This window comes from Sphingomonas liriopis (assembly GCF_024211255.1).
Lineage (GTDB): Bacteria > Pseudomonadota > Alphaproteobacteria > Sphingomonadales > Sphingomonadaceae > Sphingomonas > Sphingomonas liriopis.
Map to the genome: position 1 here is coordinate 136733 of NZ_JAMLDY010000008.1, position 15278 is coordinate 152010.

General features: G+C 68.1%; 16 protein-coding genes. 6 read left to right on the top strand and 10 right to left on the bottom strand.

What is annotated here, in order from left to right; all coding sequences use genetic code 11:
* Positions 1 to 31: 31 nt before the first annotated feature.
* The 7 genes from hslU to sdhC form a co-directional block, all read right to left on the bottom strand.
* Positions 32 to 1324 (bottom strand): ATP-dependent protease ATPase subunit HslU, encoded by a 1293-nt coding sequence (hslU, locus tag M9979_RS08490; protein ID WP_254288919.1) that lies wholly within the window; start codon positions 1322 to 1324, stop codon positions 32 to 34.
* 67 nt (positions 1325 to 1391) lie between these two features.
* Positions 1392 to 1937: an ATP-dependent protease subunit HslV gene (gene hslV, locus M9979_RS08495; protein ID WP_254288952.1), complete on the bottom strand. Its 546-nt coding sequence runs from the start codon at positions 1935 to 1937 to the stop codon at positions 1392 to 1394.
* Between the two features lie 266 nt (positions 1938 to 2203).
* A complete protein-coding gene (locus M9979_RS08500; RefSeq protein WP_254288920.1) occupies positions 2204 to 2455 on the bottom strand; it encodes a 3TM-type holin in 252 nt (83 codons plus the stop codon).
* Positions 2452 to 2991 carry a glycoside hydrolase family 108 protein gene (locus tag M9979_RS08505; protein ID WP_254288921.1) on the bottom strand — a complete coding sequence of 180 codons (540 nt, stop codon included), beginning with the start codon at positions 2989 to 2991 and terminating at the stop codon, positions 2452 to 2454. Before M9979_RS08505 ends, M9979_RS08500 begins: the two co-directional genes overlap by 4 nt.
* Positions 2992 to 3486: 495 nt before the next feature.
* Positions 3487 to 5289 carry a succinate dehydrogenase flavoprotein subunit gene (sdhA, locus tag M9979_RS08510; protein ID WP_254288922.1) on the bottom strand — a complete coding sequence of 601 codons (1803 nt, stop codon included), beginning with the start codon at positions 5287 to 5289 and terminating at the stop codon, positions 3487 to 3489.
* Complete coding sequence (gene sdhD / locus M9979_RS08515; protein WP_254288923.1) at positions 5289 to 5672, bottom strand: succinate dehydrogenase, hydrophobic membrane anchor protein; 384 nt, start codon at positions 5670 to 5672, stop codon at positions 5289 to 5291. The genes sdhA and sdhD overlap by 1 nt, the downstream gene beginning before the upstream one ends.
* Positions 5672 to 6100 (bottom strand): succinate dehydrogenase, cytochrome b556 subunit, encoded by a 429-nt coding sequence (sdhC, locus tag M9979_RS08520; RefSeq protein WP_254288924.1) that lies wholly within the window; start codon positions 6098 to 6100, stop codon positions 5672 to 5674. The genes sdhD and sdhC overlap by 1 nt, the downstream gene beginning before the upstream one ends.
* Positions 6101 to 6275: 175 nt before the next feature.
* On the opposite strand from sdhC, the gene M9979_RS08525 reads away from it, so the two are divergent.
* The 4 genes from M9979_RS08525 to M9979_RS08540 all read left to right on the top strand — a co-directional run bounded on the left by M9979_RS08525 (position 6276) and on the right by M9979_RS08540 (position 11033).
* Positions 6276 to 7637 (top strand): methyl-accepting chemotaxis protein, encoded by a 1362-nt coding sequence (locus M9979_RS08525; RefSeq protein ID WP_254288925.1) that lies wholly within the window; start codon positions 6276 to 6278, stop codon positions 7635 to 7637.
* 26 nt (positions 7638 to 7663) lie between these two features.
* Complete coding sequence (locus tag M9979_RS08530) at positions 7664 to 9028, top strand: methyl-accepting chemotaxis protein (RefSeq protein ID WP_254288926.1); 1365 nt, start codon at positions 7664 to 7666, stop codon at positions 9026 to 9028.
* 375 nt (positions 9029 to 9403) lie between these two features.
* The gene (locus M9979_RS08535) at positions 9404 to 10099 is read left to right on the top strand and encodes an SDR family NAD(P)-dependent oxidoreductase (RefSeq protein ID WP_254288927.1); all 696 of its coding nucleotides are present in this window, start codon (positions 9404 to 9406) and stop codon (positions 10097 to 10099) included.
* Positions 10089 to 11033: a 50S ribosomal protein L11 methyltransferase gene (locus tag M9979_RS08540; protein WP_254288928.1), complete on the top strand. Its 945-nt coding sequence runs from the start codon at positions 10089 to 10091 to the stop codon at positions 11031 to 11033. The genes M9979_RS08535 and M9979_RS08540 overlap by 11 nt, the downstream gene beginning before the upstream one ends.
* 252 nt (positions 11034 to 11285) lie before the next feature.
* On the opposite strand, the gene phhA is transcribed toward M9979_RS08540, so the two are convergent.
* On the bottom strand, positions 11286 to 12155 hold the full coding sequence (gene phhA / locus M9979_RS08545) for a phenylalanine 4-monooxygenase (RefSeq protein ID WP_254288929.1): 870 nt from the start codon (positions 12153 to 12155) through the stop codon (positions 11286 to 11288).
* A 27-nt stretch (positions 12156 to 12182) separates the two neighbouring features.
* Here phhA and M9979_RS08550 point away from each other — a divergent pair, with 27 nt between their 5' ends.
* Together M9979_RS08550 and M9979_RS08555 are read left to right on the top strand one after the other, a co-directional pair.
* Complete coding sequence (locus M9979_RS08550) at positions 12183 to 12860, top strand: TIGR02117 family protein (RefSeq protein WP_254288930.1); 678 nt, start codon at positions 12183 to 12185, stop codon at positions 12858 to 12860.
* A complete protein-coding gene (locus M9979_RS08555) occupies positions 12851 to 13639 on the top strand; it encodes a lipase family protein (RefSeq protein WP_254288931.1) in 789 nt (262 codons plus the stop codon). Before M9979_RS08550 ends, M9979_RS08555 begins: the two co-directional genes overlap by 10 nt.
* Positions 13640 to 13914: 275 nt before the next feature.
* Here the strand turns inward: M9979_RS08555 and M9979_RS08560 are convergent, their stop codons facing one another.
* Together M9979_RS08560 and M9979_RS08565 are read right to left on the bottom strand one after the other, a co-directional pair.
* Positions 13915 to 14193, bottom strand: coding sequence for a hypothetical protein (locus M9979_RS08560; RefSeq protein ID WP_254288932.1), 279 nt, complete (start codon positions 14191 to 14193; stop codon positions 13915 to 13917).
* Positions 14193 to 15230, bottom strand: a complete 1038-nt coding sequence (locus M9979_RS08565) for a glycerophosphodiester phosphodiesterase (RefSeq protein ID WP_422921796.1) — start codon at positions 15228 to 15230, stop codon at positions 14193 to 14195. The genes M9979_RS08560 and M9979_RS08565 overlap by 1 nt, the downstream gene beginning before the upstream one ends.
* Positions 15231 to 15278 lie beyond the last annotated feature (48 nt).

A 15278-nucleotide genomic window follows, 5' to 3' on the forward strand; every position in this document is an offset into this window, starting at 1 on the left:
CGGGGTGACGAGGGAATGGGGGAATGCGGATCTACAGCACGAAGCGGCTGAGGTCCGTGTTGCGGGCGATGCCGGCGAGTTGCCTGTCGACGTACGCCGCGTCCACCGTCACCGGATCGCTGCGGTCCTCGGCGTCGAAGCTGACCTCCTCGAGCAGCTTTTCCATCACCGTCTGCAGGCGGCGGGCGCCGATGTTCTCGACCTGGCCGTTCACCTCGGCGGCGATGCGGGCGATGGCGGCGATGCCGTCTTCGGTGAAGCTCACCTGCGCGCCTTCGGTCGCCAGCAGCGCCTTGTATTGCGCGGGGAGCGACGCCTTGGTGTCCGACAGGATCGCGATGAAGTCCGCTTCGGTCAGGCCCTTCAATTCGACGCGGATCGGCAGGCGGCCCTGCAGTTCGGGGAGCAGGTCGCTCGGCTTGGCGACGTGGAAGGCGCCGCTGGCGATGAAGAGGATATGGTCCGTCTTCATCGGCCCGTATTTGGTCGCCACCGTCGTGCCCTCGATCAGCGGCAAGAGGTCGCGCTGCACGCCTTCGCGGCTGACCGATCCGCCGCGCACGTCGCTGACCGCGATCTTGTCGATCTCATCGAGGAAGACGATGCCGTTCGCCTCGGCGTCCGCCAGCGCGGTGCGGCTGACCTCGTCCTGGTCGAGGCGCTTGTCGGCCTCCTCCTCGACGAGCTTGTCCCAGGCGGCACGGACGGTGAGCTTGCGGCGCTTCAATTGCTGGCCGCCGCCGAACGACTTCATCATCTCGCCGAGGTTGATCATCTGCGGGCCGGCGCCGGGGATCTCGAACGGGGTGGCGGGGGCCTGTTCCAGCTCGATCTCGATCTCCGTCGCATCGAGATGACCGTCGGCGAAGCGCTGCTTGAAGCTCTCGCGCGTCGCCTGGCTGCTGTCCTTGCCGACGAGCGCGTCGAGCAGGCGCTTCATCGCCGCCTCTTCCGCCTTGTCCTTCACCGCGATGCGGCGGCGTTCCTTCTCCAACCGGATCGCCTCCTCGACGAGGTCGCGGGCGATCTGTTCGACGTCGCGGCCGACATAGCCGACCTCGGTGAACTTGGTCGCCTCCACCTTCACGAAGGGCGCGTCGGCGAGCTTGGCAAGGCGGCGGCTGATCTCGGTCTTGCCGCAGCCAGTCGGCCCGATCATCAGGATGTTCTTAGGCGTCACCTCGTCGCGCAGGTCGGCGGACAGCTGCTGGCGGCGCCAGCGGTTGCGCATCGCGACCGCGACCGCGCGCTTGGCGTCGGACTGGCCGATGATATGCGCGTCGAGCGCGGCGACGATCGCCTTGGGGGTGAGGTTCTGGTTCATACTCTGCTTGCCCTCCCCGGTCGGGGAGACTGAAAGGTCACAAAAGTCACGCACATGCGGGTGTGCGTCAGGTCGTGCTGTCCATCACCTCGATCGTGGTGCGATCGTTGGTGTAGACGCAGACCTCCGCGGCGATTCCCATCGCCTTGCGGCAGACGGTCTCAGCATCGGCCTCGTAGTCGACCAGCGCGCGGGCGGCGGCGAGCGCGTAATTGCCGCCGGAGCCGATCGCCGCGACGCCCGCCTCGGGTTCCAGCACGTCGCCGTTGCCGGTAAGGATCAGCGTGACGTCCTTGTCGGCGACGATCATCATCGCTTCGAGGTTGCGCAGGTATTTGTCGGTGCGCCAGTCCTTGGCGAGCTCGACCGCGGCGCGCATCAGCTTGCCCTGATGGCGTTCGAGCTTCGCCTCGAGCCGTTCGAACAGCGTGAAGGCGTCGGCGGTGGCGCCGGCGAAACCGCCGATCACCTGTCCGTCGGCGCCGAGGCGGCGGACCTTCTTCGCATTGGGCTTCATCACGGTCTGGCCCATCGAGACCTGGCCGTCGCCGATGACGACGACCTTGCCGTTGCGCCGGACCGACAGGATGGTGGTGCCATGCCAGACGGGCATGGAGTGGGAATCGCTCATGGCTCGCGATGTAGGGTGTCGTTGCGGCGGGGCAACGGGGTGGGGCTTATTGGATTCACGCGAAGGCGCGAAGAGGTTGGTTCACGCGGAGGCGCAGAGAGCGCAGAGGGGATTAGCCCGGCGCGTAGCGCCTTTCGTTCCAGTCATCGAGTAAGGATAGCCGCTTCGCGCCAAACCCTTCTTCTCCGCGCCTCTGCGCCTCCGCGTGAACATCTTCTCTTCGCGTCTTCGCGTCTTCGCGTGAACCATCACTTTTCTACGCCGCGCACCTTACCCCACGCCCGCGCCGCGGTGTAGCCAAGGTAGCCGGTGCCGAAGAGCGCGTAGAGCGGTTCGGGGATCGCCGACAGGTACGCGCCCATGCCCCGCGCCATCGCCGCGGCGACGTCGGGGCGGAAGGCGGCGACGATGCTCATCGGGATCGACCAGAGCAGCAGCAGGTACATGACGTAGAGGAAGGTGGGCCGCGCACGGGCGGCCCAGGGATCGCGCGGCGTCATGCGATGCGGCCCGCGAGCCAGCCGTACAGGAACGCCTCGTTGGCGGGGCGGCGCTCGGCGAGGCTGAGGTAGCGTTCGCCCTGCAATGCGTCGACCGCCTTGACCAGCACCCCCTCCCCCGCGCCGCCGCGGCGGGCGAGGAAGGCGTCGAGCGCGGCGAGCGTGCGCGCGCCGATCGCGGCGTCGAGCGCGAGGTCGGGATAGTCGCTCTGGCCGCGGTTGAGCGCGTTGAGCGCGCGCTGGAGGAAGAGGATCGCGGTGGCGGTCCCCATGTTGACGCCGGTGTCGAACAGTTCGGCGGCGAGCGCCGGCGCGCGGGTCGCGATCCGGTCGAGGCCGGGCTGGCGCCAGTAGACACTTTCGTAGATCGCCGCGGCGACGGCGCGCGGCAGGGTGCGGATCGCGCCGTGATAGCCGTTGGCGCGCGCGACCGCGGTGGTGATCCCCCAACGCGTCGCGCCGCCGCGGTCGGCGGGGTGGTCGACGTAATCGCCTTCGCGATCGATGAGGTCGTCGATGAGGGTGTGGATGGACATGGTTCGCGCTCCCCGGCTGTTGCGGCGGGAGGCGGATCATGGCTTTTCCAAATAGGACAGCGGATTTTGCGGGGCGGCAGATTGGCGTGCCGGTTCAGCGCGTTATCCCGTTCGGGTCCGACCACTCATCCTACACCTCCGTGCTTGCAGGACGGATGACGGTGCCCAACGCCCTTCGTCACCCCGGACTTGTTCCGGGGTCCACCGCTGGGCTGGCGTATCAGTCGGTTGTCTCGCCGTTCGCCTCGCCGCGGAGTGGCCCCCGGAACAAGTCCGGGGTGACGAAGGGCGTTGGGCGCGCGTCCATCAGACGCCGCAGGTTTGACCCGGATTGGTCGATGGGGGTCGCCCTCTCACCTTCCGATCGTCATTCCCGCGCAGGCGGGAATCCATACTGGCTGACCGTGCGGCCCTATCAGCGGCGCCAGTGACTATGGATCCCCGCCTTCGCGGGGATGACGATCCGTGTAAGGATGACGGTCGTGCTGGGTTGCCTCAATACACCCGCTTCTTGGGCTTGATGTACTCGACGTCGTCGGTGAGCGTGTAATCGTGCACCGGACGGTAATCGATCGCGGTGGCGCCGCCGACGCCGCCCCAGCCGGTGAAGGTGGTGATCGTGTGCTTCATCCAGTTCGCGTCGTCGCGGTCGGGATGATCCTCGTTGACGTGGGCGCCGCGCGATTCCTTGCGGTTGGCGGCGGAGTCGATCGTCACCACCGCCTGCGCGGCGAGGTTGTCGAGTTCCAGCGTCTCAATCAGGTCGGTGTTCCAGATCAGGCTGCGGTCGTTGATCGCGACGTCGGCGATCTGGCCGTAGATGTTCTTCATCAGCGACTGGCCCTCGGTGAGGAGCGCGTTGTCCCGGAACACCGCGCAATGCTTCTGCATCGTGCGCTGCATCTGGCCGCGGATCTCGGCGGTCGGGATGCTGCCGGACGCGTTGCGGAACGTGTCGAGGCGGGTCAGCGACAGCTCTTCCGAACCCTTGGGTAGCGGGTTGTGCGTGGTGTTGGGCTTGCAGATGTCGGCGATGCGCTTGCCGGTGGCGCGGCCGAAGACGACGAGATCGATGAGGCTGTTCGAGCCCAGGCGGTTGGCGCCATGGACGCTGACGCACGCCGCCTCGCCGACCGCGAACAGGCCGGGGACGACCGTATCGGGGTTGCCGTCGACGAGGTTGACGACCTCGCCGTGGAAGTTCGTCGGGATGCCGCCCATGTTGTAATGGACCGTCGGGGTGACGGGGAGGGGCTGGCGGGTCAGGTCGACGCCGGCGAAGATCTTGCCGGTCTCGGTGATGCCGGGCAGGCGTTCGTGCAGCACCTTGGGGTCGATATGGTCGAGGTGCAGGAAGATGTGGTCGCCGTTCTTGCCGACGCCGCGTCCCTCACGCATCTCCATCGCCATCGAGCGGCTGACGACGTCGCGCGATGCCAAGTCCTTCGCCGACGGGGCATAACGCTCCATGAAGCGCTCGCCCTCGGAATTGGTGAGATAGCCGCCCTCGCCGCGCGCGCCCTCGGTAATGAGCACGCCGGCGCCGTAGATGCCGGTCGGGTGGAACTGGACGAACTCCATGTCCTGCAGCGGCAGGCCGGCGCGCAGCACCATGCCGCCGCCGTCACCGGTGCAGGTGTGCGCCGAGGTCGCCGAGAAATAGCAGCGGCCGTAGCCACCCGTTGCGAGCACGGTGTTGTGGCTGCGGAAGCGATGGATGCTGCCGTCTTCCATGCACAATGCGACCACACCGCGGCACTGGCCGTTCTCCATGATGAGATCGAGCGCGAAATATTCGACGTAGAAATCGGCGTCGTAGCGCAGGCTCTGCTGGTAGAGCGTGTGCAGCATCGCATGGCCGGTGCGGTCCGCGGCGGCGCAGGTGCGCTGCGCGGGCGGGCCTTCGCCCATGTTCTGCATCATGCCGCCGAACGGACGCTGGTAGATGCGGCCTTCATCGGTGCGGCTGAACGGCATGCCGGCGTGCTCGAGCTCGTAGACCGCGGCGGGCGCTTCGCGGACCATATATTCGATCGCGTCCTGGTCGCCGAGCCAGTCCGATCCCTTGACGGTGTCGAACATGTGCCAGGTCCAGTGATCTGGACCCATGTTGCCGAGGCTCGCGGCGATGCCGCCCTGCGCGGCGACGGTGTGGCTGCGGGTCGGGAACACCTTGGTGATGCAGGCGGTCTTCAGGCCGTTCTGCGCGCATTCCATCACGGCGCGCAGCCCCGAGCCGCCGGCGCCGACGACGACGGCGTCATAGGTGTGATCGATGATCTTGTACGCGTCCGACATTATGCGGCGGCTCCGAAGGCGACCTTGAGGATCGCGAAGATGGCGGTCGCGGCGGTGGCGACGGTGAAGAAGTTGAGCAGCAGGATCGCGGCGACGCGCTTCTGTTCGTGCTGGTAATCCTCGATCACGACCTGGAGGCCCAGGCGGAAGTGATAGAAGACCGACACGACCAGCAGCAGCATCGGCACCGCGGCCCAGCCGTTCTGCAGCCACGTATGCACGCTGGCGTAATCGTAGCCTGGCATGCGCAGGATCGCGAAGACGAACCAGAGCGTCAGGAACAGGTTCGATCCCGCGGTGACGCGCTGGCGCCACCAGTGATGCGCGCCTTCCTTGGCGCTGCCGAGACCGCGGACGCGGCCGATATGCGTGCCCGAACCCATCACTTCATCCCCAGGTAGAGCCAGAACGCCGCGGTCAGGACGAACCCGCCGGCGATCACGATCAGGCTGAACATCTTGTTGCGCTTCAGTTCGAACGCCGCGCCCGCATCCATGACGAGGTGGCGGATGCCGTTCAGCATATGCGTGAAGAAGGCATAGGTGATGCCGACGAAGACCACCCAGCCGACGATGTTGAGGTTGCCGGCATCGGTGGTGAAGACATCCTGGAACGTCGCATAGGCTTCCGCTCCGCTTGCGATCGCGGCGAGCCACCAGACGAGCAGCACGGTGCCGACCGTCGCCATGCCCGAGCCGGTCGCGCGATGGAGGATGGAGACCAGCATGTGCGGCCCCCAGCTGTAGTGGAGCTTCAGGAAGCCCGAAAAGAGATGCGGGCTGCGCGGACGCGCCGGAGTACGGGATGCCATGAACGGTCCTCGGGCAAAATCGAATGCACGCCTATTAGGCCGGACGTGCTGCGATGCAACCCATGGCGTCGGCCGGCGGCGGCGGATACCCCTCCCTGCACCTAACCCGTCGTTAACCAGTCGCGCCTAAGCAGGGACCCAATTCCCACGTGACCGCTGAACGCCGGAGAGCCCCTTGTCCGACATCACCCTGCCCACGCCGGCCAGCATCGCCGCCGCGATCGACCTCAAGAGCCGCATCAAGGCGTTCGATGGCGGCGACGAGACGTTGGTGCGTCAGGCGGCCGCATTGTGGACGATCATCGAACCCGACGCGCCCGAGATCGTCGAGGCCTATTGGGCGCACTGGCGCCATGCCAACCCGGGTGCGCCCGAATGGACGCCGCTGGAAAGCGAGCGCCGGATCACCGCGGGCGTCAGCTATCTGCGCAACCGCTTCTGCCAGCTCGACGGACGGCTGTGGGTCGAATCGCTCGAGCGGGCCGTCGCGTCGGCCTATGCGGCCGGTGTATCGACGATGGAAATGCTGGCGATGTCCTGCGCCAGCGATCGTGCGGCGCTGAAGGCGCTGCTCGCCCGCCTGCCGTCCGACGATCCACGGCAGCACATGTTCATCGATACGCTGATGCGATTGTTCGGCATGGAGACCGAGTTGACCGTCGAGCTGTTCGCCGGCTTTGCCGCGCATACCGAACGCGCGTCGCGCGATCGGCTGGCACGGGAGTTCCGCGACGGTATCGCCAGCGCGGTCGAGACCGCGACCGAGGAAGGCCATGCGCTGCGCGAGCAGGCCGAGCGCAGCTCCGGCTCGGCGCGCGGCATGCTGGGCAAGGCGAGCGAGGTCGCCGCCGCCGCCGAACAGTCCGCGGTCGCGATGCGCGAGGCGGCGCAGACCGCCGCGGGCCTGATCCGCGCGATCGAGGATGCGCGTACCGAAGTGGAGGCTGCCGCCGAAATCGCCGCCCGCGCCAGCGTCCAGGCGACCGACGCGGTCGGCATGTCGGAAGCGCTGTCGGACCATGCCAAGTCGATCGAATCGATCCTGGGCCTGATCCGCGATATCGCCGGGCAGACCAATCTGCTGGCCTTGAACGCGACGATCGAGGCGGCGCGCGCCGGCGACGCCGGCCGCGGCTTCGCGGTGGTGGCGCAGGAGGTGAAGAGCCTCGCCAACCAGACCGCGCGCGCGACCGACGACATCGCCGCCAAGATTGCATCGATCCAGTCGGCGACGCGATCGACGGTCGACACCAACGCCAGCATCAAGGGCACCGTCACCGAGGTGCAGGAAAGCGCCGATCGCATCCGCTATGCGATGGAGGCGCAGGCGCAGACGGTGACCGCGATCACCGCCGCGGTGGACGAGACCGCGCTCGCCGCCGATTCGATGTCGCTGACGATCGCCGCGATCCGCGAGGACACCGAGACCGTCGCCGCAGAGATCGACGATGTCGGTCGCGGTTTCGACCGGCTCGACGGCCGACTTCACACGCTCAAGACCAGCGCCGGCGATTTCGTCGCCAAGGTCGCCGCATAACAGAACAACCGATACGGGAGAGGACCATGCCGGCGACAGCGATGCTGATCGAACGGACGATGGCCAAGCGCAGCATCGTCGAACATATGGGCGATTACGACTGGGACCATACGCTCGCGCAATCGTGCCGCGACATCGCCGCGTTGCTGACCGACGCGGATTATCGCGGCATCGCCGAACTGTTCTGGGATCAGTATCTGTCGCTGCCCGCGACGCGCCCCATCCGTCACCTGATTACGGGCGAGCGGCGGGCGCGTCGGGTACGCGACAGCATCGAATATGCGCAGCTGAAATATCGCACGCCGTTCGAGGACGGCTGGGTCAAGGTCGCATACGACCATGCCGTCCAGTCGACGCAGTCGGGCGTGCCGCTGCCGACGCTGCAGGCCGCGCTCGCCCATTCGCACAGCTTCACGCTGCACACGCTGGAGCGCTATTGCCACGACGATGCGCCGCGGCTGCGACGGTTGTGCGACGCGGTGCAGCGTATCTCGCTGGTCGAATCGGACCTGATGACCGGGCACCTCGCCACGCTGCGTGCCGACCAGGCGCGGCAGGAGCGGCAGGAGCGATCGGCGGCGTTTCGCGAGAGCATCGCGATCGCGATCGAGGGCACCGCCGCGCTGGGCGCGACGATCCGCGTACAGGCCGGTGCCGCATCGGCATCGACCCGCGACGTGCTGGGGAAATCGAGCGAGCTGGCCGCCGCGGCGGCGGAATCGGCGATCGCGATGCGCGAGGCCGCGCGTACCGCCACCGGGCTGACGGTGGTCATCGAGGAAGCGCGCAGCGACGTCGATGCCGCCGCCGGAATCGCGACGCGGGCGAGCGAGCATGCCGGCGATGCGGTGCGCGCGAGCGAGGCATTGTCCGATCATGCGCAGTCGATCGAATCGATCCTCGGGCTGATCCGCGCGATCGCCGGGCAGACCAACCTGCTGGCCTTGAACGCGACGATAGAGGCGGCGCGCGCCGGCGACGCCGGCCGCGGCTTCGCGGTGGTGGCGCAGGAGGTGAAGAGCCTCGCCAACCAGACCGCAAGAGCGACCGACGACATCGCCGGCAAGATCGCCGCGATCCAGGCGGCGACGCGGTCGACGGTCGAGACCAGTCTGGCGATCCGCACGACGGTGGACGAGGTGCAGCGATCCGCGGTGCGCATCCGCGACGCGATGGAGGCGCAGGCGCAGACGGTGACCGCGATCACCGCCGCGGTCGACGAAACCGCGCTCGCCGCCGACCTGATGGCGACGACGATCGACGCCATCCGCGTGGAGGCGGCGGGCGTCGCGGGCGAGATCGACAATCTGGGCAAGGGCTTCGGCGACGTCGGCGACCGGCTGGCACAGCTGCGCCAGTCGGCGGAGAGCTTTTCCGCCAGCGTGGGGTGAGGGCACGGGTTTCCCGCCTCATCCTCCGTTCGCCCTGAGCTTGTCGAAGGGCCTGCTTCCACAGGCGATGACGGTGCTCGTGGCAACGGGTGCTTCGACAGGCTCAGCACGAACGGACGGGAACGGCAGGTAGAGCGCCAAACCCTCCCCGTTCGCCCTGAGCTTGTCGAAGGGCTTGCTTCCACAGGCGATGACCATGCTTGTGGAGACAGGTGCTTCGACAGGCTCAGCACGAACGGGCTGTTGGGATAGACGTATGGGGATGCCGCGGCGGGCTCGCCCCCGCCCCGCCCCACGCCTCGAGCCCCACGCCCCCCCGGCCACCACGCGACCACCGCGGTTGCGAGCGCCCCGCGCGCCGCCTAATGGCCGGCGATGACCATCCTTCTGACCGGATCGAGCCGCGGTATCGGCGCGGCGATCTTCACGAGCCTGCAAGGCGCGGGCGCGACCGTGATCGGCCACGGCACGGCGAGCGGGATCGCCGCCGACTTCGCCGATCCCGCCGCGCCGCGGGCACTCTGGGACGCGGCGCTCGAGCAGGCGGGCGGCGCGATTGACGTGCTGGTCAACAATGCCGGGGTGTTCGAGGCCAATCCACTGACCCGCGACCATGACGACTGGGTCGCCGACTGGGAGCGGACGCTGCGCATCAACCTGACCGCGTCGGCCGAGCTGTGCCGGCTGGCGGTGCGGCACTGGGAGGAGCGGGGCACCGGAGGGCGCATCGTCAACATCGCCAGCCGCGCCGCCTATCGCGGCGACAGCCCGGCGCACTGGCATTATGCCGCGGCCAAGGCGGGCATGGTCGCGATGACCAAGACGATCGCGCGCGGCTATGCGAAGGAGGGCATCCTCGCCTTCGCCATCTGTCCGGGGTTCACTATGACCGGCATGGCGGACGATTATCTCGCCAGCCGCGGCGGCGACAAATTGCTCGCCGACATTCCGCTTGGGCGTGTCGCCGATCCCGAGGAGGTCGCCGCCGTCGCGCGCTTCTGCGCGCTGGAGGCACCGGCGTCGATGACCGGCGCGGTGCTCGACGTGAACGGGGCCTCCTATGTCCGCTGACAGCTGGAAGATCACCCTGCCCTGCACCCGCGCCGAGGCGGAGGCGATCGACAGCGCGTCGGACCTCGCGATCGAGGCGGTGCTGATGACCACCGAAGAGGTCGAGGACGACGTCGAACGCTGGCGGCTCGACGCCTATGTCGAGCACGAGCCCGACGCGGCGCTGCTCGCGACGCTACATGCGCTGGTGCCGAGCGCGAGCGGGCACGATCCGGTCGTCGAGCGCCTGTCCGACGAGGATTGGGTGGCGATGAGCCAGGCGGGGCTGGAGCCGATCCGCGAAGGGCGCTTCGTCGTCCATACCAGCGCGCATGCGATCGAACCGCCTGCGGGTGGCCGCGCCTTCCTGATCGATGCGGGGCAAGCGTTCGGGACGGGGCATCACGGGACGACCAGCGGCTGCCTGGCCATGCTCGACGCGCTGGCGGTCGCCGGCAAGCAGTTCGCCAAGGTAATCGACGTCGGCACCGGCACCGGGCTACTCGCCTTCGCCGCGGTCGAATTGTGGCCCGAGGCGATGGTGGTGGCGACCGATATCGATCCGGTCGCGGTCGACGTGACGCGCGAGAACGCGGTGCGGAACGGGATCGAGGGCGTATCGCTGTTCGTCGCGGACGGCGCGCGGCATGCGGATATCGATGCGGTCGCGCCCTACGATCTGGTCATCGCCAACATTCTCGCCGGGCCGCTGGTGTCGATGGCGCCCGAGCTGGCGGCGATCGCCGATTCCGGCGCGACGATCGTGCTGGCGGGGTTGCTCGAGACGCAGCGCGAGACGGTGGTCGCGGCCTATGCGGCGTGCGGTTGTACGCTGGAGGCGATCGACCGGCGTGGCGACTGGACGGTGCTGCGGCTGACCGCGGGCATGGAGCGATACGTGCCGACCGCGCCGTTCGATCCCAAGGGCCGTGATGGCTGGGCGCTGGATCTGTAGCGGCACCCTCCCCCTCCATTCGTGCCGAGCCTGTCGAAGCACCTTTGGGGCACCCGTATGCGCTTCAAGGCACTTCGACAGGCTCAGTGCGAACGGTGGGAGGGTGGCACCGCCCTCCGCCCGCCCCCATCCGTCATCCCCGCGCAGGCGGGGATCCATAATCACTCCGGGTGGTGATCGATCCGCTAGGTCAGCCAGTATGGATTCCCGCCTTCGCGGGAATGACGGAGGGGGTTTTGGAGAGTGGAGCCCCTACCCCCGCGCCTTCCTTCGCGCATAGGCTTGCGTGCCCTGCGTGATAATCTCGTCGCCCGCGACGATCGCGGCGACCGGGATGTCGTCCTGCGCCTTCAATTGCTCATATAGCGGCGCGAAATCCGTCTCGACCGTAACGCGCAGCAGTTCGTCGAAACTCGGGATGACGAAGTAATTTTGCTGGAAATCGTCGATCCGATACTCCGTCCGCATCACGCGGGCGATGTCGAAAGCGATGCGGTTGGGGCTGGGATCGTCGAGCGCGAAGCGGGTTTCGGCGAAGCTCGACACGATGCCCGATCCGTAGATCTTGAGGCCGTCGCCCTCGCGGATCAGCCCGAACTCGACGGTGTACCAGTAGAGCCGGCCGAGATATTCCAGTGCGTCCAGCCCGAGCGCGCGCTGCCCGCCGCGGCCGTATGCCTCGAGGTAGTCGGCGAACACCGGGTCGGCGAGCATCGGCACATGGCCGAAGACGTCGTGGAAGACGTCGGGTTCCTGCAGATAGTCGAGCTGGTCCGGCCGGCGGATGAAATTGCCCGCGACGAAGCGGCGGTTGGCCATATGGTCGAAGAAGACGTCGTCGGGCACCAGCCCCGGCACCGCCACCACCTGCCACCCGGTCAGCTTCATCAGCCGCTCGCTGAGTTCGGCGAAATCGGGGATGCCGGGCTTGGACAGCTTGAGCACGTCGAGCCCGCGCAGATACGCCTCCGACGCGCGGCCGGGAAGCAGTTGGGATTGGCGCGCGAACAGCGTATCCCAGGTCGCATGATCCTGCGCGCTGTAATGCTGCCAGTTCTGGTCGATGGTCCAGTCCGCGGCGGCATCGGCCGGGGGAGTGGCGAGAGCGTGCGAGTCATCCATGGTGCATGGCCTAGCATAAGGTTTCGAATGATACGATATGGCGGCCGAACGACGATGGTGATGCGCTGGGTCCAGCGGGCGGCGATGCTGCTGGTGCTGGCGGGCCTGGGCTACGCGGCGGCGGGACTGATCGGCGGCGCGGTGCCGGCCAATGCGGCGTGGCGTGCGCCGGCGAAGGGCGTGCGCATCTACGTCGAATCGAACGGCATCCATGTCGGGCTGGTCGTGCCCAAGGTCGCGGCCGGGATCGACTGGCGCGGGATCGCGCCGGGAGCGGACCTCGCCGACCCGCGTTATGCGGGCTATGACCATCTTGCCATCGGCTGGGGCGAACGCGCCTTCTATCTGGAAACCGCGACCTGGGCGGACCTCAAGCTGCGCACGATCCTCGCCGCGGCGCGCGGCAGCGACGCGACGCTGATGCACGTCGAACATGTTCCCGCGCCGCGAACCGGACCCGACGTGCGTAGCGTCGTGCTGCGGCCGGAGGAATATCGCCGCCTCGTCGCCTATATCCGTGCGAGCTTCGCGCCCGCGCACCGGCGGGATCGCGGCTATGGCGCCAACGACGTCTTCTACGCGGGCCGCGGCCATTACAGCGCGGGGCGGACCTGCAACGCCTGGGCGGGCGACGCGCTGCGCTTCGCGGGCGTGCGGATCGGGCGATGGACGCCGTTCCCGATGACGGTGCTGGCATGGTTCTGACGCGCTGGCAGGAAGGTCTGGCACGGTGGCGCAGCGAACCGCCGCCGCATGCGCGGATCGGCACCGGCTTCTGCGCGCCGCCGCCACCGCCCAAGGCACTGGCGGCGAGCGAGGTGCCGCGCGTCGCGTGGATGCTGGCGACGCGCTGGCGCCATGCCGCCGCGCTCGCCGCGGTGCCGGCGGGGCGCGGCGGCACGGTGATGATCCTGCCCGGACTGTTCGACGCCGACGGATCGAGCATGGTGCTGCGCCGCTTCCTCGGCAAGCTCGGCTATCGTGCCGAAGGCTGGGGGCTGGGCCGCAACCTCGGCATCAAGAGCGTCGGCGCGGAGGCCGAGCGGCTGATCGCGCGGGTCGAGGCGCTGTACGACGAGGACGGGCCGGTGACGCTGGTCGGCGTCAGCCTGGGCGGGATCATGGCGCGGCTGGTCGCGCACCGCCGCCCCGATCTGGTGGCGCAGGTAGTGACGGTCAGTTCGCCCTATGCCGGCAGCGGCCGCGCGACCAACGTTTGGCGCGCGTTCGAATGGGCAACCGGCGAGCGCGTCGACGACCCCGCGGTGATCGCGCGCAGCGAGGCGATCGCGGCGCCGTTGCCGGTGCCCTGCACCGCGATCTGGAGCCCGCGCGACGGCTTCGTCAACGGCTTCATCTGCCACGACCCCAGCGCCGAGGCGGTCGAGGTCAACAGCGGGCATCTGGGCGTGCATATCCACCCGGAGGTGCTGATCGCGATCGCGGCGGCGCTGGCGAAGGATGCGGTGGCGCAGGATCGGTAGGGGTTATGGGGGTGCGGCGTTGGGGGACACATGCCCTTCAGCAGGTTCAAGGCGAGCGGGTTCGAGGGCGGAGTGACGCGCATTTAACCGTCATCCCGACGAAAGTCGGGACCCATGGATGCGCGCGGCTGATGGTCGTGCGCCGTCGCTGGTGGGTTGCGTCCATGGGTCCCGGCGTTCGCCGGGATGACGGGTGGGGGGGGTGGTCGCCTACCCTCTCTCCTTCGTCATTCCCGCGAAGGCGGGGATGACGAGGGGTGGGTGCGGGAGCCGCCTCAATACCCTGCGCGATAGCCCGAATACCGGCACGCCTCCTGATCGTCGGGATGCTTGCGGCATTGTTCCGCCGCCTTCTTGCGTTCGCGCCCTTCCCTGGCTTCCTGCTTGCGCATCTTGCGGCCGTAGTTGCGGTCGGCCTCGGACTGGCTGGTCGTGGTCCAGTCGACCGCCTTGCCGGCGACCTGGAACGGTGCCTTGACGATCGAGGTGGCGGTGCTGATGCAGCCGCTCGTCGCCAGCGCGAGCGGGACGAGGCAGAGAGGCAAGATACGCATTACGGAAGGTCCCTGGCGGCGTTACGGGTGTCGACGCCGATTAGCGGATAATCCGTGAAGAATCCGTCGATTCCAAGGCCGAGCGCGCGGCGGATCTCGCCGGCGATATCGCCATGCGTCGCGGGATCGTCGCCGCGGCGGAAGCGCGCCGGCAGGAAGACGTTCTCGGCGCGATAGGTCCAGGGATGGACGCGGAGCCCCGCGGCATGCGCATCGGCGACGAGCGTGGTGGCGACGTCGCCGTTCCACAACTGCGCCTTGTCCGGGCCGAGGCCATAGGCATAGGTTGCGACCTGCCGGAGCCCCACCGGGGTGAGCATCGCCGCATAGCTGGGCGTTGCGCCGTCCGCCGGGCCGCCCTCCCCCGCCATCAGCTGGATCAGGCGGATCTTGGTCAGGGTGTGGATATGCCGGAGGTTCTTCACCTCGAACGACTGGATGAACACCGGCGCATCGGCGCTGTCCCAGCCCGCCTTGCGCAGCGCCGCGACCAGCGTCGCGTCGGTCGGGTGGCCGATGCGCGCGAAATAGGTCGGGTGCTTGGTCTCCGGATAGATGCCGATCGTCCGCCCCGTCTCCCGCGTCCGCCGTTTGGCGAGCGCGATGATCTCGGCGAGCGTCGGGATTTCTAATTTGCCATCATAGGCGGTGTTGCCGGGGCGCAGCTTGGGCAGGCGTTCGCGGGCGCGCAGCGTCTTCAGCTCGGCAAGCGTGAAATCCTCGACGAACCAGTCGGTCAGCGTCCGGCCGTCGATCGTCTTCGTCGTGCGCCGGCTGGCGAATTCGGGATGCGCGGCGACGTCAGTCGTCTCGCCAATCGCATTCTCGTGCCGGGCGACGAGCACGTCGTCCTTGGTCGGCACCAGATCGGGTTCGATGAAATCGGCGCCCTGATCGATCGCGAGATCGTAGGCGGCGAGCGTATGTTCGGGCCGCGATCCGCTGGCGCCGCGATGGGCGATGACGATCGGGCGGGGCAGCGGGGCGGCGGTCATGCCGCGATCCTGCCCGCTCGCCGCGACGGGCGCCAGCAGCATGGCGGTGAGAGCGATTCGCAAAGCGGAAACCATCATGACCGCGTGCGT